General features: G+C 65.0%; 20 protein-coding genes. 11 read left to right on the top strand and 9 right to left on the bottom strand.

The genetic code is table 11. The features are described from left to right. Positions 1–105 precede the first annotated feature (105 nt). Genes LZ012_RS16790 through LZ012_RS16810 form a run of 5 tightly spaced genes read left to right on the top strand, consistent with a single transcriptional unit; the run spans position 106 to position 6,590 of the window. Positions 106–1,614 (top strand): O-antigen ligase family protein, encoded by a 1,509-nt coding sequence (locus tag LZ012_RS16790; protein ID WP_275712047.1) that lies wholly within the window; start codon positions 106–108, stop codon positions 1,612–1,614. Beyond that, entirely contained in the window at positions 1,607–2,794 is a 1,188-nt protein-coding gene (locus tag LZ012_RS16795) for a glycosyltransferase family 4 protein (RefSeq protein WP_275712048.1), read from the top strand. Before LZ012_RS16790 ends, LZ012_RS16795 begins: the two co-directional genes overlap by 8 nt. Next, positions 2,791–4,296, top strand: coding sequence for a lipopolysaccharide biosynthesis protein (locus LZ012_RS16800; RefSeq protein WP_275712050.1), 1,506 nt, complete (start codon positions 2,791–2,793; stop codon positions 4,294–4,296). Before LZ012_RS16795 ends, LZ012_RS16800 begins: the two co-directional genes overlap by 4 nt. Positions 4,297–4,306: 10 nt before the next feature. After that, the gene (locus LZ012_RS16805; protein WP_275712051.1) at positions 4,307–5,503 is read left to right on the top strand and encodes a glycosyltransferase; all 1,197 of its coding nucleotides are present in this window, start codon (positions 4,307–4,309) and stop codon (positions 5,501–5,503) included. Continuing rightward, positions 5,490–6,590 carry an SDR family oxidoreductase gene (locus LZ012_RS16810; RefSeq protein WP_275712052.1) on the top strand — a complete coding sequence of 367 codons (1,101 nt, stop codon included), beginning with the start codon at positions 5,490–5,492 and terminating at the stop codon, positions 6,588–6,590. Before LZ012_RS16805 ends, LZ012_RS16810 begins: the two co-directional genes overlap by 14 nt. Before the next feature lie 42 nt (positions 6,591–6,632). On the opposite strand, the gene LZ012_RS16815 is transcribed toward LZ012_RS16810, so the two are convergent. After that, on the bottom strand, positions 6,633–7,349 hold the full coding sequence (locus LZ012_RS16815) for a PIG-L deacetylase family protein (protein WP_275712053.1): 717 nt from the start codon (positions 7,347–7,349) through the stop codon (positions 6,633–6,635). 356 nt (positions 7,350–7,705) lie between these two features. On the opposite strand from LZ012_RS16815, the gene LZ012_RS16820 reads away from it, so the two are divergent. After that, positions 7,706–8,134 (top strand): hypothetical protein, encoded by a 429-nt coding sequence (locus LZ012_RS16820; protein ID WP_275712054.1) that lies wholly within the window; start codon positions 7,706–7,708, stop codon positions 8,132–8,134. A gap of 17 nt (positions 8,135–8,151) precedes the next feature. On the opposite strand, the gene LZ012_RS16825 is transcribed toward LZ012_RS16820, so the two are convergent. After that, entirely contained in the window at positions 8,152–8,484 is a 333-nt protein-coding gene (locus tag LZ012_RS16825; RefSeq protein WP_275712055.1) for a hypothetical protein, read from the bottom strand. Positions 8,485–8,506: 22 nt separating this feature from the next. Further along, complete coding sequence (locus LZ012_RS16830; RefSeq protein ID WP_275712056.1) at positions 8,507–9,121, bottom strand: hypothetical protein; 615 nt, start codon at positions 9,119–9,121, stop codon at positions 8,507–8,509. Between the two features lie 727 nt (positions 9,122–9,848). On the opposite strand from LZ012_RS16830, the gene LZ012_RS16835 reads away from it, so the two are divergent. The 4 genes from LZ012_RS16835 to LZ012_RS16850 all read left to right on the top strand — a co-directional run bounded on the left by LZ012_RS16835 (position 9,849) and on the right by LZ012_RS16850 (position 15,015). Next, entirely contained in the window at positions 9,849–12,365 is a 2,517-nt protein-coding gene (locus LZ012_RS16835; protein ID WP_275712057.1) for a PAS domain S-box protein, read from the top strand. Positions 12,366–12,379: 14 nt separating this feature from the next. After that, entirely contained in the window at positions 12,380–12,604 is a 225-nt protein-coding gene (locus LZ012_RS16840) for a hypothetical protein (RefSeq protein ID WP_275712058.1), read from the top strand. Further along, a complete protein-coding gene (locus LZ012_RS16845) occupies positions 12,601–13,242 on the top strand; it encodes a response regulator (protein ID WP_275712059.1) in 642 nt (213 codons plus the stop codon). The genes LZ012_RS16840 and LZ012_RS16845 overlap by 4 nt, the downstream gene beginning before the upstream one ends. Positions 13,243–13,413: 171 nt before the next feature. Further along, entirely contained in the window at positions 13,414–15,015 is a 1,602-nt protein-coding gene (locus LZ012_RS16850) for a diguanylate cyclase (protein ID WP_275712060.1), read from the top strand. Here LZ012_RS16850 and LZ012_RS16855 read toward each other — a convergent pair. The 5 genes from LZ012_RS16855 to LZ012_RS16875 form a co-directional block, all read right to left on the bottom strand. Further along, positions 15,012–15,779 (bottom strand): Crp/Fnr family transcriptional regulator, encoded by a 768-nt coding sequence (locus LZ012_RS16855; RefSeq protein WP_275712061.1) that lies wholly within the window; start codon positions 15,777–15,779, stop codon positions 15,012–15,014. The genes LZ012_RS16850 and LZ012_RS16855 overlap by 4 nt on opposite strands. Then, on the bottom strand, positions 15,776–16,444 hold the full coding sequence (locus LZ012_RS16860) for a response regulator (RefSeq protein ID WP_275712062.1): 669 nt from the start codon (positions 16,442–16,444) through the stop codon (positions 15,776–15,778). The genes LZ012_RS16855 and LZ012_RS16860 overlap by 4 nt, the downstream gene beginning before the upstream one ends. A 31-nt stretch (positions 16,445–16,475) precedes the next feature. After that, positions 16,476–17,657 carry a PAS domain-containing sensor histidine kinase gene (locus tag LZ012_RS16865; RefSeq protein ID WP_275712063.1) on the bottom strand — a complete coding sequence of 394 codons (1,182 nt, stop codon included), beginning with the start codon at positions 17,655–17,657 and terminating at the stop codon, positions 16,476–16,478. Between the two features lie 232 nt (positions 17,658–17,889). After that, the gene (locus tag LZ012_RS16870; RefSeq protein WP_275712064.1) at positions 17,890–18,519 is read right to left on the bottom strand and encodes a response regulator; all 630 of its coding nucleotides are present in this window, start codon (positions 18,517–18,519) and stop codon (positions 17,890–17,892) included. 416 nt (positions 18,520–18,935) lie between these two features. After that, positions 18,936–19,358, bottom strand: a complete 423-nt coding sequence (locus LZ012_RS16875) for a hypothetical protein (protein ID WP_275712065.1) — start codon at positions 19,356–19,358, stop codon at positions 18,936–18,938. A 435-nt stretch (positions 19,359–19,793) separates the two neighbouring features. Here LZ012_RS16875 and epsL point away from each other — a divergent pair, with 435 nt between their 5' ends. Next, complete coding sequence (gene epsL, locus LZ012_RS16880; RefSeq protein ID WP_275712066.1) at positions 19,794–21,008, top strand: XrtB/PEP-CTERM-associated polysaccharide biosynthesis outer membrane protein EpsL; 1,215 nt, start codon at positions 19,794–19,796, stop codon at positions 21,006–21,008. Positions 21,009–21,267: 259 nt separating this feature from the next. On the opposite strand, the gene LZ012_RS16885 is transcribed toward epsL, so the two are convergent. After that, entirely contained in the window at positions 21,268–21,579 is a 312-nt protein-coding gene (locus LZ012_RS16885; protein WP_275712067.1) for a hypothetical protein, read from the bottom strand. Positions 21,580–21,592: the final 13 nt, after the last annotated feature.

Below are 21,592 nucleotides of genomic sequence, written 5' to 3' on the forward strand. Positions count from 1 at the left end.
TCCCGCCCTCCATCCACCAGGTGCCGCCGTGACCGCAATCTTCTCCATCCCGCCGTTGCCGCCTGTTTCCCTGCCCTTGCCGGCGGACCGGAAGGCGGTCGGGCGATGAGCGATGGCCTGGTGGTCGGCATGGACGGTCCGGCCGGGAAAGCGCCGGCACCGGCGCAGCCGCCGGCCGTAACGTGGCCGGCCCGCCTGCTCGCCGATCCGGTCCATACCCGGTCGACCGTGTTCTACCTGGCACTCGCCGCGGCGGTCGGCGGCACTGCGGTCGCCCTCGCCGACCTCAACGCGCTGCTGGTCTGCGTCTCGCTGCTCGCTTGCGTCTTCATCGCCCTCGATTTCCGCATCGGCGTCGTGCTGCTCATCCTGCTCATGCCGGTTTCGGCCAGCGCGCTGTTTCCGCACGCCATCGCCGGCATCACCGGCCTCAATCCGCTCAACCTGCTGCTGCTCGGCACGCTGGGTGCCTGCATCGTGCACCGTTCGCTCGCCCCGCCGGCCGCGCCGCTGGTCCCCGCCCCGCTGTTCTGGCGCTACCTGCTCCCCATCGCCCTCGCCGGGCTGCTCGGCTCGCGGCACGTGGCCGACATCCCGGCCTTTTTCCAGGCGGCCGAATTGATCAATTTCGACAGCGCCGGCAGCTACCTGCGCGACATGATGATCAAGCCGCTGTTCATGGTCCTCTTCGCCGTGCTGATCGGCGCCGCGCTGGTCCGCACCCGGCAGCCCGACCGTTTCCTGCTGCCCATGCTGCTGTCGATCTGGCTGATGGGCCTGCTCACCATCGTCTTCGTCTTCGTCTCCGGCGTCAGCTTCAGCCAGCTGTCGAGCAGCGAATCGCGCGCCTTCTTTGCGCCGCTCGGCATGCACGCCAACGACCTCGGCCGCTGCTACGCGATCGCCTACGCCCTGCTGCTGTTTACCCTGACCGGGTGCACCGAGCACCGCCAGCGTCTCGCCATCCTCACCACCATGGGCATGGTCGTGCTGGCGCTGATCATGACCTTCTCACGCGGCGCCTTTCTCGGCTTCGCGGTAGTCAACGTGCTGTTCCTGATCTCGCGCCGGCACATCGTGGCGCTGGTCGTCGGCACGCTGATGCTGGCCGGGCTGGTGCTGCTCCTCCCCGACGCCGTCTTCCTCCGCCTCCAGGCCGGCTGGAACGGCGGCATGAACGCGGTCAGCGCCGGGCGCATCGACAACATCTGGCTGCCGCTGCTGCCCGACGTGTGGAAGCATCCGGTCATCGGCAACGGCCTGGGGGCCATCCTGTGGTCGCCGGCGATGCGGGGCGGCAATGTGCTGATGGTCACCCATCCCCACAACGCCTACCTGCGCGCCGTGCTCGACATGGGTTTCGTCGGCCTGGCGCTCCTGCTCGCCTACTTCGCCCACGTCTGGCGGAGCTTTCGCCGGCTCTACCGCGACCCGGCCGTGACGCCGCTGTGCCGCGGCCTGTTCGAAGGAGCAGCGGTCGGCCTGGTCGCTTTCCTGGCCACCGGCCTGGTCGGCAGCAGCCTGAGCCCGGTGCCCGAGCAGAGTTTCCTGTGGTTCGCCATCGGCATGATGTACGGCGAACTGGCCCGCCGCCGGGAGAACGGCCGTGGCTAAGATCGGCATCGTCGGCCAGGCGCCCGTCCCGGCCGAGAACGCCGCCGGCCTGCCCCACGTCTGTTTCGTCGCCCCGAAGGCGTGGCCGGTATTCTCCGGCGACAGCAGCATCGCCATCGTCGGCGGCGCCGAGGTCCAGCAGAGCATGCTGGCCCGCATGCTGGCCCAGGCCGGCTACCCGGTGTCGATGATCTGCCTCGACTACGGCCAGCCGCAGGGCGCAGTGGTCGATGGCGTCACGGTTTACAAGGCTTACCGCCCGAACGCCGGAGTGCCCGTGCTGCGCTTCTTCCATCCGCGCCTGACCGGCATGTGGCGAGCCATGGCCACGGTCGATGCCGACATCTACTACCAGCGCTCGCCCGGCATGCTGACCGCCGTGGTCGCCGCCTTCTGCCGGCACCACGGCAAGACCTCGGTCTATGCCGGCGCCTCGGACCACGACTTCCTGCCCAACCACGAGGACATCCGCCTGCGCCGCGACCGCTGGCTGTACGAACACAGCCTGGGCCGCGTCGACCAGGTGGTGGTGCAGAACGAGAAGCAGCAACGCGACTGCCTGGTCTACTACGGCCGCCAGTCGACGCTGATCCCCAGCGCCTACCAGTTGCGGCCGGGCGCCAGCCCGGGCGGCGGCGACCGCATCCTGTGGGTGAGCACCATGCACCGCGACAAGCGGCCGGAACTCTTCCTCGAACTGGTCCGCCGCCTGCCGCAATTCAAGTTCGTGATGATCGGCGGCCCGGGCGCCGCGCCGGGCGATACCGACTATTTCAACAGCCTGCAGCACACCGCGGCGACCTTTCCCAATCTCGAATTCACCGGTTTCCTGCCGCTCCCCGAGGTGGAAGGCTGGTTCGACCGGGCGGCGGTGCTGGTCAATACCTCGACCCACGAGGGCATGCCCAATACCTTCCTGCAGGCCTGGTCGCGCGGCATTCCGACGGTCACCCTGTTCGACACCGGTTCGCGGCTGCTTGGTGCCCGAGTCTGTAACGTGGTGCGCGACATCCGCGAGGCGGCCATCGAAATCAGCCGTCTCTTTTCCGACGAGCTGTACCGGCGCCGCTCGTCGACGCGCTGCCGCGAATATTTCGCCCACACCCACGAACCAGCCGGGGTGATCGCCAACTACATGCGCCTCTTCGACAAGCTGGCTGCCGCCCGGAGCGGTCAATGAGCCCGCACCCCTCCCCTCCTTCGTCGCTCGCCTCGCCGACCGCGCTCGTCGCGCTGCTCAAGCGGCGGGCGCTGACGCTGGGTTCGGCCCACACCTACGACTACGCGCTGCAGTTCCTGCTGCCGGTGGTCCTCGTGCGCTGCCTGAGCGCCGAGGACTTCGGCCACTACCGCCTGCTCTGGCTGACCATCATGACCGTGGCCGGGGTCGCTTCGCTGTCGCTGCCGCAAAGCCTGTACTTCTTCCTGCCCCGCTCCGAGCCGCCGGTGCGCCGCCTTTACGTGCACCAGACCCTGCTCTATATGCTCGCCGTCGGCCTGCTCGGCGGCTGGGCGGTCAGCACCTGGAACCCGCTGCAGCCGGCCACCATCGAGTCGCTCAACCGCTTCGGTCTGCTCCTCCCCGCCCTGGTCGCCTTCTGGGTCAGCGGCAGCCTGCTCGACATCCTGCCCACCATCGAGGAGCGCGTCACCTGGCAGTCGGCGGCGACCATCGCGCTGGCCACCCTGCGCACCCTGGGCCTGGCCGCCGCCGCCTGGCTGACCAACGACCTCGACGTGCTGCTCTGGCTGCTGCTCGGCCTGCTGTTCTTCAAGCTCCTGCTACTGGTGCGCTACATCGCCCGCGGGCATGGCCTGGGCGGCAGCTGGCTGTCGGCGGCGAGCTTTACCGGCCAGTTCCGCCACGCCGCGCCCTTCGGCCTGTCCAGCGCGCTGTTCGCGCTGCGCGCCCAGGCCGATCAATGGGTGGTAGCCAGCCTGTTCGCCGTGCACAACTTCGCCACCTTCTCGATCGCCACCGTGCTATGGCCGCTGGTCAACCGTTTCCGGCAATCGGTCAATCACGCCTTCCTGCCCAGCATGAGCCGCCTGCACGCCGCCGACGACATGGCCGGCATGCTCGACCTGAACAGCCGGGCCAACGTGCTGGTCGGGCGCATGGTCTATCCGCTGCTCGCCTTCACCTTCGTCTTCGCCGAGGACATGGTGAACCTGGTCTATACCGCCCGCTACGGCGAGGCGGCCCCGGTCATGCGGGTCTACGCCTTCAGCGTCATCGCCCTGGTCGTCGAGCTGGGCAGCATCACGCTGCTGCTCAAGGAAGGGATCTACGCCCTGCGCGTCAATCTGCTGGCCCTCGCCCTGTCGGTCGCCCTGAGCTGGCTCGGCGCCACCCGCTACGGCCTGCCCGGGGCGGCCGCCGGCAGCGTGCTGGTGCTCTACATGGATCGCCTGTTCATCCTGCGCCGCATTGCCCTGCGTACCGGAATACCTTTCGGTCAGCTGCAGGACTGGCGCACGCTCGGGATGCTCATCGCCTTCTCCACGGTGTCCGGCATGCTGGCCTGGTCGGCGGCCGGGCACTTCTTCGCCGACAGCGGGCCGGTGCTCCGCATGCTGGCCGGCGGCAGCGTGCTGGCCGGCGCCTACGCCGGGCTCTACGGCCTGTTCGGCAGCACCGGGCGGGGCGGCCTGCTCGCCGCCATCTGCCAGAAAGAGTGAGGAAAATCCGATGCTGCGTCCCTTGTTCGTCACTGGATCGCTGGCCCATGGCGGCGCCGAGCGGCATTCGATCACGCTGGTCAACCGCCTGGCCGAGCGCGGTCACGACTGCCATGCGCTCTACCTCAAGGCCGACGCCGACCAGCTGCCGCGCCTCCGGCGGCCGGCCGCCCATGTCCGTGGCCTGGGCGCCGAGGGTTTCTTCGACCGCCAGGCGGTGCGCGACTGCGCCGACCACATCGCGCGCATCCGCCCGTCGGTGCTGGTCGCCGCCAACGGCTACGCGCTGCTCCACGCCTCGCTGGCGCAGCGCCGCTCCGGCCTGCCGATACCGGTCATCGCCACCTTCCATACCACTACCGTCGACAGCGGCCGCGAGCAGTTGAAGCTGCTCATCGAGCGTCCCTTCTTCTGGCGGGCGTGGGCCACCGTGTTCGTCTGCGCCGCGCAGAAACGCCACTGGCTGCACCGCGGCCTGGGTTCGCGGCGCAATCCGGTGATCTACAACGGCGTCGATGTCGAGCATTTCCACAACCGCTTCACGGCCGACGAACGCCAGGCCCTGCGCCGCGTCATCGGCCTGGGCGAGGCCGATTACGTGATCGGCATTTCCGCCGTGCTGCGCCCGGAAAAGAACCATCGTCAGCTCGTCGACGCCCTGACCGTACTCCGCCAGCTGGGCCTGCCGGCCCATCTGCTGGTCATCGGCGACGGGCCGCAGCGCGCCGCTCTCGAGGCGCAGGCGCGGACCGCCGGCGTCGCCGAGCAGCTGCACATCACCGGCTTCGTTCAGGACGTCCGCCCCTATCTCGCGGCCTGCGACGTCGTGGTGCTGTGCAGCCTGAGCATCGAGACCTTTTCGCTGGCCGCGCTGGAAGCGATGGCCATGGGCAAGCCGGTCGTCCATTCCAACATCGGCGGCGCCGCCGAAATGATAGAACCCGGCCGCAACGGCCATCTCTTCGCCGCCGGCGACACCATCGACCTGGTTTCCTGCCTGGCCGTCCTGGCCGAACACCGGTACGCCACGCAGATGGGGACCGCCGCCCGCCAGCTGGTCGAGGCGCGCTTCTCGGAAGGCTGCATGGTCGATCGCTACGAGCGCCTGCTGGCCGAGGCCGTCCGCCAACATCCCGTGGCCGCCCGCACCGGCGGCCTCCCCGAATCCCATGTCAAACAAGGAGCAAGCAGTCATGAGAACGTATGAGGAAGTACTCGAACAGATCGCCGGCGAACGCCGTACCTGGCTGGTGACCGGCGCCGCCGGCTTCATCGGCTCCAACCTGCTGGAGAAGCTACTCGTCCTGGGCCAGGCGGTGGTCGGGCTGGACAATTTCTCGACCGGCAGCCGCGACAACCTGGAGCTGGTCAAGGGCATCGTCGGCGAAGCGCGCTGGCAGAATTTCCATTTCATCGAAGGCGACATCCGCGATCTGGCGGCCTGTCGCCAGGCGTGCGAGGGCGTCGAACTGGTGCTGCACCAGGCGGCGCTGGGCAGCGTGCCGCGTTCGGTCGCCGACCCCATCGCCAGCCACGAAAACAATATCTCGGGTTTTCTCAACCTGCTGGTCGCCGCCCGCGACGCCAAGGTATCGCGCCTGGTCTATGCGTCGTCGAGTTCGGTCTATGGCGACGACCAGCAGCTGCCCAAGGTGGAAAGCCGGATCGGCCAGCAGCTGTCGCCCTATGCCGTCACCAAGTACGTCGACGAGCTGTACGCCGCCAACTTCGCCCGCACTTACGATTTTCCGAGCATCGGCCTGCGCTATTTCAACGTCTTCGGGCCGCGCCAGAAGCCGGACGGCCCCTATGCCGCGGTGATCCCGGCGTGGATCCAGGCCATGCTGAACAAGGAGCCGATCTATATCAACGGCGACGGCGAGACGGCCCGCGATTTCTGCTATGTGGACAATGCCGTGCAGGCCAACCTGCTGGCGGCGATGACCGAGGACCCGGCGGCGGTCAACGAGATCTACAACATCGCGCTCAATTCCCAGATGTCGCTCAACATGCTGTTCGAGACGCTGCGCGCGCTGGTCGGCACCCATTTCCCGGAAACCCTGGCCATCAAGGCCATCTACCGCGACTTCCGGGCCGGCGACATGCGCTTCTCGCGGGCCAACATCGGCAAGGCACACGGCCTGCTCGGCTACCACCCGGTATGGCCGGTGCAGCGCGGGCTGAAGAAGACCGTCGAGTGGTACATCGCCCAGTCGCGGGCAGCCAGCGACCGGGAACAACGCATCGTCGCCGGCGAGCCGGTGGCCGCGGTCCCCGAGAACGCCGCGCTGTAGTGGTGATGCTCCGGCGCCGGCCGGCCGCCGGCGCCGCCCGCCTTACTCGAGGATGGCGAATTCGCTGTCAGCCTCGCTGAGCCGGGCGATGCTCTGCTCGTGCTCGCCCGAGAACAGGTCGGTGTCGCCGCTGATCTTGATGATCTCGAAGGCTTCGGCATAGCGGGCGCGCATCTGGTACCCGCGGTACATGGCCCGGCCACGGATGCCTTCTATCCACCAGTCGCCGTTGCGGCCGATCTGGCTGGCGTGGGCGCGCACGCTGTCCATCTTCTTGTCGATGAAACCCGTGATGTCGATCAGGTACTGGGCGCGGAAGGCCGCCGGCGTGATGCCGCCGGGGATGGTCTGCTCGTACATGTAGACGTTGAAATGGTTCTTGCGGGTCGCGGCGATCACGCAGCGCGTCAGGTTGACGTGGTCCTGATGCGAATCCTCGATCCAGTGGGTGAAGATCGAATGCGGCGCCAGATCGTGCACGATACCGTCGATGGTGCCGATCGACTTGCGGTTGTAGCCCAGGTCGAGCGACTTCAGCGGCATGAACAGAATGTCCTTGACGCCCATGATGCGGCCCGCCTCGCGCGCCTCGGCCATGCGCTGCTCGCGGTTGTCGGGCACCGTCGCGACGCAGACATAGACATCGTTGCCAGCCTGGGCCAGGCGGGCGATGGTGCCCGCCATGCCGATTTCCACATCGTCCGGATGGGCGCCGAAAACGACGATGATCTTGGGTTCTGCTGCAGGGGCCTGGGACATCTCGCTCTCCTGGAATGATGGTCCCTGCACCATGGCAGGCTCGGGTTAAGCGCGGTTGCGGGGAAGCAGAAGCGGCATAGTCCTTTCGAGCCACCAGCCGCGGCAGTCCAACTCCGGACGCCGAAAGGCGCATGCCGGCAACGGCTTCGGCGGCCCGCCCGTAGTCATATCGGCGGCCATGATCCGAATGGCCAGAACCGCGCCGGAGCGCCGAAAGTCCACTTATCCATCCCGGCCATAGTCGAGCCGGGAATCCCCAAACAGGGAAAGCAAAACGACGCTGTTCATCGTGGAGAAGCGGTGAAGAGCGTTGCTGGTTTCAATGTGCGGGCGTCGTCCGCCCAAGGAGAAAGACCATGAACCAAGCATCCTTCTGCAACTGTCGCCGTAAGCTCCTGATCGGCCTGCTCGCCTCTCTCGCCCCGCTGTCCGTACTGCATGCCGCCGATGACAGCGCACAGTTGCGCCAGGACGAGATCGACGCATCGCCGCCGACCATGCCTTCGGAAAGACAGGAAACCGGCACCACCCCGGGCACGGTCTCCGAGCAGTACGACAGGGACCGGGCGCCATCAACCCCCGATACGCCGCGCGGCGCCCAGGGGCCGATCCGTACGGAACCTGGCGAACAACCCTCCGAATACTCGCGCGGAGTACCGTTCCGCTCGACAACCGAGCGGATGCGTCAAGACGAGCGTCGCCGCCAGGACGAGCGCAACCGCGCGATGCCGGAAAGCACGTACCCGGCTTACCCCCCGGGACGCCCTGATTCACCGACTCCCTGATTCATCTACTCCCTGACTTACGAAGCCAGGGCCGGCATCTTGCGCGCCACGCGCCCCAGGCTGGCCCCCCGGCACGACGAACTCAGCAGCCGCCGGATGGTGGCGTCGACGGCCGGCGAGATGGCGACCACGGCGCCGACGCTGTGTAGCAGGCCCAGCAGGTGGACGCCGTAGAGATCGATTTCGTTGACGTCCGACAGATCGGCTTCCAGATTCTGGTGGCGCCGCATGGCATCGATGATGGTCGTTTCCAGCTCGTGGCGGTATTCGAAAGTCATCGGGATTTCCACGCTCAGGCGGAAAACGTTGTTCGGACTGTTCTTCACTACGTGAATGTTCGCGGTGTTCATGGCTGCTGCTCGATTCGTATAATTAAGGATGGATGCCGAGCGCCGAGCCCAGGCTCCGGACGCCGACGGAAGCTTGTTTTTTCGCGGCCGGCTTGCGCGTCAGCTCGAAAAACCGCTCGAGAAACTGGTACTTCGCCTCTTCCGGCGACATGAAATCGATGCGCCGGGGAATCGGCGCCGAGGCACCGGACAGGAGCGGGATGCCCGTTCCCGGATAGACGTCGCGCTGCTCGGTGGACAGGATGATCAAATGGGCGCGGCGGATGGCCGACGCATGGAAATCGGCGACCCCGAATTTTTCGCCGACCGCGGCCATGATCTTCTTTTCCAGGGCCGGGAATTCCGGCAGCAACAGGCGCAGGGACCATGCCTGGCCACCGAAATAGGCTGCCGCCGCATCGTGCAACAAGGCCGCGAGGCGATGCTGGACCGGCACCAGGCCGGCCACCAGCAAGCTGTGCTGGGCGAGCGAATAGAAATGGCTGGTCTGCCCGTTGTAGCAGCACTGGTAGGCCAGGCCGTGCGCAATATCCTTGATGTCGATCTGGGCGGCTTCCGGTGCCTGCAGGCAGAAATGCTTGCCGCTGCAGGTCGACAGATAGCTCTTGTCCTGGTGACTGGAATTATGCGAAAGCATCGGGGCTCCTTTGGTGATAGGGAAAGCGGGGGCCGTCGGGCCTTTAATACCCGGCTGTTTTGCGACGGCTCGCCCTTGTTATTGACGACGGTTGGCGTGGAGCCCTGTTGGGGTCGGGGTGGCACGCGCAGGCGGATCGGGCTGTAGGATTTCCCGCTTGCCCTGTCGGAAGGCGCCCGACGGCTCTGGCGGCCGCGTTATGGCATGTGCCTCGACGTCCGTTTCCGGACTGGGTGTTCGATCGATCCATGGACAGCACGTTTTGTCTCCAGAATTTTGTTGTTGTCTGCGATTCGCTTGCCGGACAAGCGATGCCGAAAGCATCACAGGCCAGGGCAAGGTCGTCCGGCCAGGCTCGCCGGGCGCCCGGCGAGCCTGCAACGACATCGGCTGAATCCGTTCCGCTTCGGATACAGCCGATGGGTGAATTTTAGGGACTTGCCCGTTCTGGATATGTCGGCTAAATAGCCGATATGGGTAGGAATTGCGGCACATATCGCATCGGCATCTTCCTACAAGCCTTCGCCGACACGTCGGCAATCGCGGCGACTACACAACTTTGGGTATTTCGCAGGCAGTGACGGCCGCATACACTGGCCCCCCAGCGCGGCGCCCATCTGCTCACCGACCCATGGATGGCACCCCCTTTTGGAGAAACAGCTTTGGCAGCACTCGACAACCCGGCATCGCTTCTCCTGTCCCCGGGTCCGCTCTTGCGCCATGCTCCGTGCCAGGTCCTGCCGGGGTCGGCGCCGCAGTCCGTTCACCGCCGGCAATGCTGACCAGCGCCACCACCGTCGTCCCGTACCTGCTGGTCATGGCCGGCATCGGGGTAATCGCCCTGCACTACCTCAAGCGGATCAACGACCATCGCTACCAGGTCAGCAGACTGGCCCTGGCCAAGCGCTATGAAATCCTGGTCAAGCACGCCAACGACTGCATCATCATCAGCGACGCCCGGCGCCGCATCATTGACGTGAACAAGCGCTGCCAGATCATCTACGGCTACCGTCCCGAAGAAATGCTGGCCATGACCGATGACCGGCTGCGTTCGCCCGCGGCGCGGGCCATGCTCAGTCTGCCGTCAGCCGCCGGCGAGGACGGCGGGCCGCTGCTCTACGAAGATCACCACCGGCGCAAGGACGGCAGCGTGTTTCCCGTCGAAATCAGCGAAGTGGTCATCGACATCGACGGCGAATTGCAGATCCACCGCATCGTGCGCGACATCACCGAGCGCCGGGCTCAGCAGGCCCACATCGCGCAGCTCTCCCTGCTCTCCATCACCCTGGCCAACGTCAACCATGCCATCGCCCACGGCAACAGTCTCGACGAGGTGTTCACCGGCGGCTGCCAGGCCTGCGTCGAAAACGGTGGCTTCAAGCTGGCCTGGATCGGGGCCGCCGACCGCGAAAGCGGTCTGATCCACATCACCCATCGCTGGGGCGAGGGCGCGGAACAGCTCGATCAATTCGAGATCGACATCGGCCCCGATCAGGATGACCAGCGCTGCCCGGCGGCCACTGCCTTCCTCGAACAACGGGCCGTGATCTGCGACGACCTGACCAGCAATCCCGCCTGGCAACCCCACGCCGCACAGCTCGGCATCGCTGGTGCGGTGGCCCTGCCGATCAGCTGCAACGGGCAGCCGTTTGGCGTGCTCAGCGTGTACAGCAAGCGCCCCAACACCTTCAGCCGCGATGCCGAATGCCTGCTCGGCGAGATCGCCAACGCCCTGTCCTTCGCCATGCACCATTTCGCCGAGCAGACCGCCAGGCAGGAGGCTCAGAAGGCCCTGAAGCAGCGCGAAGAACAACTACTCAAGGCGGAAGAAACCGCCAAGCTGGGCCACTGGGAAATTGACCTCGAAACCGGCCGGCCGACGTGGTCGCCGCAGATCTACCGGCTGTTCGAGCGCAATCCGGCCTTCGGGCCGGGCTCGCCCGAGGAAATGTACAACCGCTATTTCACGGTCGACTCGGCGCGTGTCGCCCAGCAGGGCATCCGCCAGGCGATCATCACCGGCGAACGCGTGCAGCTCGAACTGGAACTGCATCTGCCGGGCGAGCGCACTGCCTTCCACGCCATGGTGATCGTCCCCGTGCGCAACGAGGCGGGGCGCACCGTCAGCCTGCATGGCACGCTGCAGGACATCACCGAGCACAAGCTGATCGAAGCCCGGCTCGGCAAGATGGCCAGCCGCCTGGCCCAGTCGGCGCGCGAATACGAGGATCTGTACCAGAACGCACCGGTCGGCTACCACTCCCTGGACAAGGGCGGCACCTTCCAGCGCATCAACCAGACCGGGCTGCATTGGCTGGGCTATTCGCGTGAGGACGTCATCGGCCGGATGAAGATTTTCGACCTGTTGCCGCCCGAGTCGGTGGCCAGCTTCCGCAAGGCCTTCGACAACCTGATAGCCGGCGGCGAAACGCGCGACCTCGAGCAGAAACTGATCTGCAAGGACGGCAGCCTGCTGCCCGTCCTCCTCAATGCCACGGCCATCCGTAGCGAGAGCGGCCATTTCCTGATGAGCCGGTCGACCGCCTACAACATGACCGAGCGCGAGAAGACAGAGTCCGAACGCGAAACCTACCTGCGCCGCCTGGCCCAGCTGTCGCGACGCCTGGTCAACATGCAGGAGGAGGAACGCCGGCGGCTGTCGGCCCTGCTGCACGACCGCACCAGCCCGAACCTGGCGGCCATCGGCCTCAACCTCAGCGTGCTCGCCATGCCCGGGTCTACTGACCTGTCGCCGGAACTGGTCGAACGCCTGGAAGACATCCGGGCGCTGGTCGACGACACCACGGCCAGCATCCGCGAAATCAGTGCCGACCTGCGGCCGCCGCTGCTCGATTACGCCGGGCTGCAGCCGACCCTGGAAAGTTATCTGCACCAGTTTTCCAAACGCACCGGGACGTCGGCGCGCTTTGCCAGCAAGCTGCTGACGCGGCCGACACCCGAGCACGAAACCCTGCTCTTCCGCATCGCCCAGGAGGCGCTGACCAACATCGCCAAACATGCGGATGCGACCGCCGTCGACGTTGCGCTGAAAAACAAGAAGGAAAAGGTCGTCCTCACCATCCGCGACGACGGCAACGGCTTCGACCCCGACACACTGGGACGCAACGGCCACAGCGTCGGCCTGGGCATGCTCAACATGCGGGAAATGACCGAATTCGCCGGCGGCAGCTTCACCATCGAATCGTCTCCGGCGCAGGGCACCCTGATCCGGGTCGAAATCTAGCGGCCGGGGACGGCTTGTCTGGTATTGTCGACGGCGGGACCGGATGCATGCACGAAGCGGCGATTTACATGGATTTACAAAGCAGCATTTTGTTTTTTGCGCCTTCTGGGGAAAAATACCTTTCCCGCCCCTGGGTGCTGCCCGCCGCCATGATCGAAAACCGAGATTCAACCCATCCGCTGCGCTTTTCCGGGCTACCCCATCCGGCTGTCGCCGGGTCAAGGGGTGCGCCGGCATGAAGGTACGCGTTCTGCTCGCCGACGACCACCAACTGTTTCGCGAAGCCCTGCGCGTCATGCTGGAAAAGGAACCGTCGATCCGCGTCGTGGCCGAAACCGGCGACGGTCTGCAGGTCATGCCCCTGGCCCAGAGCTTGTCACCTGACGTCGTCTGCATGGACATCAGCATGCCGGGCATGAACGGCATCGAAACGACGCGCCGCCTGCGTGCCGCCTGTCCGGACATCAAGATAATCGGCCTGTCGGCTTTTTCCGATCAGCGCTACATCCTGGAAATGCTCAATGCCGGCGCCTCCGGCTACGTGACCAAGGCGGCGGCCGGCGACCAGCTGCTGCAAGCCATCGCCACCGTGCTCCAGGAGCAGAAATACCTGTGCCCCGACGCCACCACGGCGATCAGCCGCGTCCAGCCCGAGCTGGGCGACAGCGCCGGCCAGGCCGACCGGCTCGGTCCGCGCGAGCGGCAGGTGCTGCAACTGGTCGCCGAGGGGCACACGTCGGCGCAAATCGCCGGCCATCTGCAAATGGCCCCGTCCACCGTCGAGGTCCATCGCCGCAACATCATGCGCAAGCTCAATCTGCACAATGTCGCCGACCTGACCAAGTACGCCATCCGCGTCGGCCTGACCTCCAGCTAGCCCTCCGCAACCTGCCGGACAAGGCCGGCCCGGTGTTTCCTGCTTTCCGGCCCGTCCCGGCCGGGCAACCGGCAGACGCTTGCCGACACTCTCCTCATAATATCCAGCATGCCCCGCAGGGGCGCTTGTTGCGCGCCGATCCCGATGCGGCGTGGGAGAGACCAGGATGTCGTGCACCGTATCATCGAAACCCGCCTCCGGGACTGCACCCGGCTGTCGCCCGGCGCTCGTGGACTGACGCCGATGCCGCTGCGCGTCCTGATCGCGGACGATCACCGCATTTTCCGGGAATCCCTGCGCCACATCCTCGACCTCGATCCGGAACTGAGCGTGGTCGATGCCGTCGGCGACGGCAACGCACTGCTCGAAAGCGCCCACCAACACCATCCGGACGTTGTCTGCATGGATGTCATGATGCCGGGACTCGACGGCATCGAGACCACCCGCCGTCTGCTCGCCAGCCAGCCCGAGGCCAAAGTCATCGGCCTGACCGCCTACCCGGATCGCCATTACGTACTGGAAATGCTCAACGCCGGCGCCCGCGGCTACGTCACCAAGAGCGAGGCGACGGAAGAGTTGCAGAACGCCATCCGCAGCGTGTGCCAGAACCAGATCTATTTCTGCCCCGAAGTCTCGGCCAGCCTGCTCGACCCCGGGCAGGCCCGGCCGCCCGGCGAAGTTCCGCGCTCCCTGCGCTTGAGCCCCGACAGCCAGGAAGTGCGGACCCTGCTCGACGAGATCGGCCGGGCCCCGGTGCCGGCCGGCCGGCCAATTCCGACACCCGACGAATTCGCCCGCCTGCAGCAGATCGTCGAAGGCAGTACGATCCCGGCATTCGTGCTCGACCAGCGCCACGTCATCACGCACTGGAACAAGGCCTGCGAAACGCTCACCGGCATGCCGGCCAGCCGGATGCTGGGTACCCGCGAGCCGTGGCGGCCCTTCTACCCCGAGGCGCGGCCGGTGATGGCCGATCTCATTCTCGACGGGGCCCGCGAACACGAGTTGCGGCGCTACTACGCCGGAAAGTTCCACAAGTCCAAGCTGATCGACGGCGCCTACGAGGCCGAGGACTTCTTTCCCCGGCTCGGGGCCAGCGGTGCCTGGATCTACTTCACCGCGGCGCCCCTGCACGATGCGGTCGGCCGGGTGATCGGCACCATCGAGACGCTGCAGGATTTCACGGTCCGCCATCAGACCGAGACGGTACTCAAGCAGAGCGAAGCCCACTATCGCCACCTGAGCATCACCGACAACCTGACCGGCCTGTTCAATTCCCGCCATTTCTACAAGCAGCTGAAGAGCGAGATCGGCCGCGCCATCCGCTACAGCCATCCGTTGTCGCTGATGATGCTCGACGTCGACAATTTCAAGAAATACAACGACACCTACGGCCATCTTGAAGGCGACGAGGTGCTCAAGCAGCTGGCCGACGTCATCCGCAACTGCCTGCGCCTGGGCGACAACGGTTTCCGCATCGGCGGCGAGGAATTCGCCGTAATCATGCCCGACACCGATGTCGAAAGCGCCCGCCTGGTCGCCGAGCGCCTGCGCGCCACCTTCGCTGCCGTCCGCCTGAAGCCGCGCCCTGACCTGACGACGCACAGCACGGCGAGCATCGGCGTCACCCACTATCGTCCCTACGAGAAGCTCACCGCCTTCATCCGGCGCGGCGATGCCGGCTGCTACCAGGCCAAGCACCAGGGCAAGAACTGCGTCGTCGTCCCCGAAGGCCGGCACGCCCCGGAGCACGAGGCCAAGGGCACGTCCTAGGCGGCCTGCAGGACGGTCTGCGGCAGCAGGCGGTCGTACTCCCGGCGCACCACGCCATAGCATTCACAGGCCCGCCGCTCCAGCGCGGCCCGGTCGAGGACAACGATGTGCCCGCGGTTGTAGCGGATGATGCCGGCCATCTGCAGCTTCCTCGCCGCTTCGGTGATCCCTTCGCGGCGCACACCGAGCATGTTGGCGATCAGCTCCTGGGTCATCGTCAGCTCGTTGGACAGCGAGCGGTCGACGTTGAGCAGCAGCCAGCGGCACAACTGCTGGCTGACCGAATGATGGCGGTTGCAGACAGCGGTCTGCGCCATCTGCGTCAGCAGGGCCTGGGTATAGCGCAGCAACACCTGGTTGAAGGCACCGCAGCGCCGGCCGCCGCTGCGCCGGAATTCGTCGGTGAATACTGGCCGATTGAGGCGGTAGGCGTAACCCGCACTGAGCACCACGGCACGGTTGGGCATGGATTCGCCGCCCATGAGCAGCGCGATACCGACCATGCCGTCGTTGCCGATCACCGCCACCTCGGCCGAGCCGCCGCTTTCGACGACGTAGAGCAGCGAGACGATGGCCGAAGTCGGGAAATAGACGTGTTGCAGGCGGTCGCCGGCTTCGTGCAGGACCTTGCCGAGCGGCAGCCAGACCAGTTCCAGGCTGGGCAGCAGGCGCTCGAAATCAGGCGTCGGCAGCGTCGCCAACAATTGGTTGTCGCGTGGGCTGCGGGGTGCGGTCTGGGCCACACCGGATCGGGCGTGGCTCATTCCCTGCCGAAGCCTGCAAGAAGCCCCTGCTTGATGGCGAAGCCGGTCAGCCGGGAAGCGTTGTGGATGTCGAGTTTGTTCATCAGGTTCGAGCGGTGCTTGTCGACGGTCTTCACACTGAGATACAGATACTCGGCAATGAGTTTGCTCGAATTGCCCTCGGCGATCAGTTTGAGCACCTCGCGCTCGCGCTGCGTCAGCTTGTTCCACGCCGTTGTCGGCACGGCACTCTTGCCGCCGCCCAGGTAGCCGCTGACGATGCATTCTGAAATGTCGGGACTGAGATAAACCTTGCCCTGCAGCACGGTGCGCACCGCCAGGCGCAGCTCGTCCTGGCTGGCGCCCTTGAGGATGTAGCCGTCGGCCCCGGCGCTCAGGCTTTCCTGGATGTACTCGTGGGTATTGTGGATGGTTAGCACCAGCACGCGGATGGCCGGGTAACGCCGCTTCAGATTGGCGATGGCTTCGATGCCGTTGGTGCCGGGCATGGTGATGTCCATCAGCACCAGATCGGGACTCGCCGTGCCGGCAATACCGACCACCTCCCGGCCGTTGTCCGCTTCGCCGACCACCTCGAGGTCCGGCTCCTGGGTCAGCAAGGCGCGCAGGCCGGCACGTAGCAGGGCGTGGTCATCGGCGATCAGCAGGCGGTACTTTTTGTTCATCGCAAGGTCCATTTCAACACGGCCTTCCGCCTCAGTCGAGCGGCCAGCGGACGCGGATCAGGGTGCCGTGGCCGGCCCAGGACATGACCCGGTAGTCGCCGCCGGAAAAGTGGGCGCGGTCGCGAATGCTGATCAAGCCTAAATCCTGCCCAGTCTCGGCATTGGCCGGCGCCTGCCCGGCACCGCCGGCCGGTCCCGAATCCTCGATGGCCAGTTCCAGCGTGCGCCCGAAGAGGCCGAGGCGGACGCAGACCGCCGCCCGGCAGCCGTGGCGGGCGATGTTGTGCAGGGCGTCCTGGACGATACGGTAGATCACCGCCTTCAGGCGTTCCGGGATGTCCGCCTCGCCGGCGCCGATTTCCAGGTCGACCGTGATGTGGCGGTAGGTGGCGCGAAACTCGCGGGCGAACCAGTTGAGAGTGGCCAGGATGCCCAGGTCGTCGAGGGTAGACGGGCGCAGATCCATGGTGATCTGCCGCACTTCGTCGATGGCCCCCTTCATCTTGCCGCTCAGCTGCTCGAGCAGGTTCCGCGTCGCGCTGGCCTCGACCAGGTCGCGGCAGGCATCGTCGAGATTGAGGCGGATGATGCTCAGGGTCTGGCCGATGCCGTCGTGGAATCCGGCGGCGATGCGCTTGCGTTCCTGCTCCTGCGCATCGAGCAATTGCGCCGTCAGTTCGCGGGCCTGGCGAAGCTGCGCCTGGCCCAGCTCGACCTGCCGGCGCAGTTCGGCGCATTGTTCGCGCAAGCGGTTTTCCCGCCGTTTCGCCCCGCTCACATCGCCGATCTGGACCACTGCGAAGACCCGGCGGCGCAGCCGCCAGCGGCCGATGGGCTGGCGGTAGCTGCGAGCGACGATCTCGATATGGCGGCGCAGGGCCGGGTCCTCGGCCCGGTAGGCCAACTGCCCGCCGCTCTGCAGATGCGTCCGGGCCTGCAGCCAAAAGGCCCGCAGCGTGCAATCGTCATCGCTGCAGGTCGGGTGCAGCAACTGGTGCAGATTCATGCCACGCGCCGCCTGGGCCTTGCCCAGGTTCCACGCCTCCGCCGTGCGGTTGATGCGCAGAATCCGGCCGCTGGAATCGAGCAGGCAAATCACCTGCGGCAGCAGGTCGACCGCAGATTCCCATTCCTGTTTTGCCTGCTCGACAACCCCCGTATCGTTCTCGCCATTGCGGACCCGGTCGTCGATAACGTCAGCCAACTGATTCATTGAGTTCTGCTCCGTTGATCCCGACGCGATGCCGGCGCAGCCCTGTGCGGCCGGAACATGCGTTCAGGGGAACTGCCAATGAACGTATTGTCGGAATTTAGCCCGCTGGCATCTGTCGGTGCAGCGTCCGACCTGTGCCGGAAACATCAACGAGATGCGCCGGTTTTTTCCGATAGGGGAGCGCCCCGCAGGGCGTGGCGGAACCGGCCGGGCGGCCGGTCCGGATCGGCGGTCAGCCGAGCTTGTACTGCATGACGTAGCGGGTCAGGTCGGCGTTGGAGACCAGATTGAGCTTTTCCAGGACCCGGCTGCGATAGGTGCTGACGGTCTTGACGCTGAGATGCAGCTGTTCGCCGATCTTGGTCAGCGAAACGCCCTTGCTCAGCATCAGCAGGACTTCCATTTCCCGGCGCGACAGCGATTCGTACAGATGCCGCTTGCCGCCCGACAGGGTACCGTCGAGCAGCCGCTGGGTCAGCGTCGGACTGACGTAGGAAACGCCGCTGGCCACCGTCTGGATGGCGGTCAGGATCTGCGCCGGCGGGCTGTCCTTGCTGAGGTAGCCGGCCGCGCCGGCATCGAAGGCCGGCACCGCGAAATCGTCTTCGGAATACATGCTGAAGACCAGGACCGGCAGCGACGGACGCTCGCGCTTGACCCGCTTCAGGACTTCCAGACCGTTCAGGTCGGGCAGTGAGATATCGAGCAGCAGAACATCCCACTCGCTTTTTCGGACTTCGGCGAGCGTTTCCTCGCCGGTAGCGACTTCGGCAACCAGCTCGACGTCGCTGGTCCCTTCCAGAAATTTCCGGATTCCCCCCCGGACTACTGCGTGATCATCTGCAAGGAGTATTTTTAGCATGGTTTTTCCGTGGAACATATGCGGGTAAGCGACCGGACCAACATTCATGCATTGGTATCCCTCCGTCGTATGCCCAAATGTTACTCATTTCGTCTATCATCTGCACCGATATTTTGCCATTGTTGACAATTTTTTCACAAATGAATGCTCGCAACCGGTGCAGGACAACGTCAGACGAAGGTCGGCAATCCCAAGGAATGCGCGCTTGTCTGCATGAATCTGGCCAGCACCGAACTTGCCCCGGACTCCGGAAGACAGCACGCCGAGAGCGAAGCGGACAGTACGACACCTATCCCTTCCGTCATCGATCGCCGGCTCGCTGCCGACGACCGAGACGCAAGAGTGCTTCCCGGAAATTTCATGATTTCCTTGTTCATCGAAGCTGTTCGTCAGACGAACGATGCCTGCCTGCAGCCTTAGGCCGCCTGCTTCAGCGAACGACCGCCGCCATCGGCCGGCGCCGGCAGGTTCTTGGCCACGGCGGTATAGACCTCGACCGCCTCCAGGGTGCCGTCACGCAGGGCGCGCAGGTTTTCCTCGACGGCACAAGTCAGGCCCAGCTGCATGCGCCGGGTGATTTCGATCAGGCTCAGATTGAGCGCCGTGCTGCGCTGGATATTGCTCATGACGACCTGCGGCCAAACCTTGGTCGAATCGAGCAGGGTCATGTCGGCACAGGTCTCCTTGATCTGTTCGCCACCAGCCTTGATGAATTCCTCCATGGCATCAATATTGACCCGGAGCATTCTCTCCTGGCCTTCGAGCGTGGCCTGGGCCAAATGACGGGTGGCGTTGCGGCTGGTTTCGGACATGGCGTTCAATTGTTCAAATTGCAACATTTCGGTTTCCTCCAAAAGAATTTCGAACTCACTGCCGCATCGTGCGGCCGCGGTAATCTGGCGTCTGGCATAAAAATATTTTGCAGTTTGCCGGCGACCCACAAAATCAAAGCATTACGGCCGACAACGTCATTATCTTGAAGGGGCTATGCCAAATCTATCAGCCAAATGCCTATTCAACGTCAGAACACATGCTTATAGCTGACAGAATATTCCTACAAAAATAATTCAGTCATTAAATCTAATATGCATATTCGCAACGGGAAATATCACGGACATAATTAGCCTTACGCGGCCGACATCGCACCATAAATAACTTGATGTTATTATTGATAATAATAAAGTTGCGCCATCCGCTTTCGATTTATTTGCTGGCCGCTTTTACTCCCTTTCAATACACCGCGGTGAAATATGAGAATAAGACGTAACATCAATATGGCATTTTCGGCACAGCGCTCCCCAGCCCGGATCGCCGCCGCCCTGCTCATCGCCTGCGCCGCCCCGGGCAGCGTGTGGGCCGGCCCCGAGGATGCCGTCAATTTCGTCGCCGGCACTTCCGTCACCTACGACGACAACCTGTTTCGCCTGTCTTCCGGGCGGCCGGTCCCGATCGCCGGCAAGACCTCGCGCTCCGACTTCATCTACACCGCCTTCGCCGGGGTCAACATCGACAAAAGCTACTCGCTGCAGCGCTTCCAGCTGGACGTCACCGGAACGCGCTACCAGTACCAGGAATACGACTTCCTGAGCTTCACGGCCGTCGACTACCGCGGTGCCTGGCTGTGGTCACTGACGCCCAGCCTGACCGGCACCTTCTATGCCGACCGTGCCGAACTGCCGAGCAATTTCGCCGATTTCACCAACCAGAACCGCCGCAACGTGCAGGTCAGCGAAGTCCGCCGCGCCACGGTGGACTGGGCGGCAGGCGGTGCCTGGCACCTGGTGGGCGGCGTCATCCAGAGCCGCGTGAACAACAGCGGCGGCTTCACCGAAGTCGGCAACTACGTCCAGGACAGTGTCGAAGCCGGCGTCAAGTACGTCAGCGCGGCCGACAACTCGCTGACCCTGGTGCAGCGCGAATCGCGCGGCGAATACAGCGACCGGACCCTGGGCAACGGCACCCTGCTCGACACCCGCTACGATCAGAGCGAAACCGAACTGCGCGGCCAGTGGCGCGTCACCGGCCATTCCACGCTGGACGGCCGGATCGGCTACCTCGACCGCGAGCACAAGCACTACGAGCAGCGCGACTACTCCGGCGCGGTCGGCCGCCTGAGCTATCTGTGGCAACCGACCGGCAAGCTGCAGTTCACGCTGGCCGCCGGCCGCGATCTGTTTTCCTACCAGAACGCCAGCAGCAGTTACTACTCCTACGATTACATCAGCCTGACCCCGGGCTGGCTGATCAGCGACAAGACTACCTTGCGTCTCAGGCTGGATGCCGGCCGGCGCGACTTCCGCGGACCGGTCCAGCCGACGGCCCAGACCCGCGAGGACAACGTACGCACCGCCCAGCTCAACCTGTCCTGGCGTCCGCTGCCGACCGTCGACGTCGGCGCCCACCTGACCCGCGAGCAACGCTCGAGCAATATCGACCGCCTGACCTACCACGACAACCTGGCCGGCGTTTCGGTCACCTTGCGCTTCTAGGGCGTCTGCACGCCCTAACCGGCGAGCGGCCCCCGCGGCCGCTCCGCCCCGTAGGAAAACGCTCTCCGGCCTCGTCCGGAAATCCGACGCGATTCGGCCGGCAGGCCGACAGATTCATTCCCCTGGAATACCGAGAATAGCCTTCCGGCTCCCCGTGGCCGGAGGCGCACGCCGGGCAACCGGGATACGTCACCGCTTATGGGAGCGGCACCGCCAAAAGGCCGGTGCTTGAGCCGGATTCGGCCGTTTTTCCGGCTTTTTAACCCAATCTGGCGACATAAACCGCTTTTTCGTCCCATAACCGGCAACCTGAAATGCCCAAGGTCTCCTCGTCCCACAAAACGTCACCTGAAGCACCATATTCCAGCACCCCAGCCCTCACGAACGGCGACCTCAAAACCATATCCAGCCACCCCAAGCCCCACGGAGAGCCACCCCAAAGCCCATAAGCAGCCACCTGAAAACCCGCCAAGCCTCGTCCCGGCGGCCGTTTGCCCCCGCTAAAGCTGTGTAAAACAGAAAGTGGATTCATAAAGGTCACAAACAGGCGCCCAGGCTTGGCAGCTTTCATCCGCCAACCCCAA

Source organism: Dechloromonas hankyongensis (assembly GCF_022012295.1).
Lineage (GTDB): Bacteria > Pseudomonadota > Gammaproteobacteria > Burkholderiales > Rhodocyclaceae > Azonexus > Azonexus hankyongensis.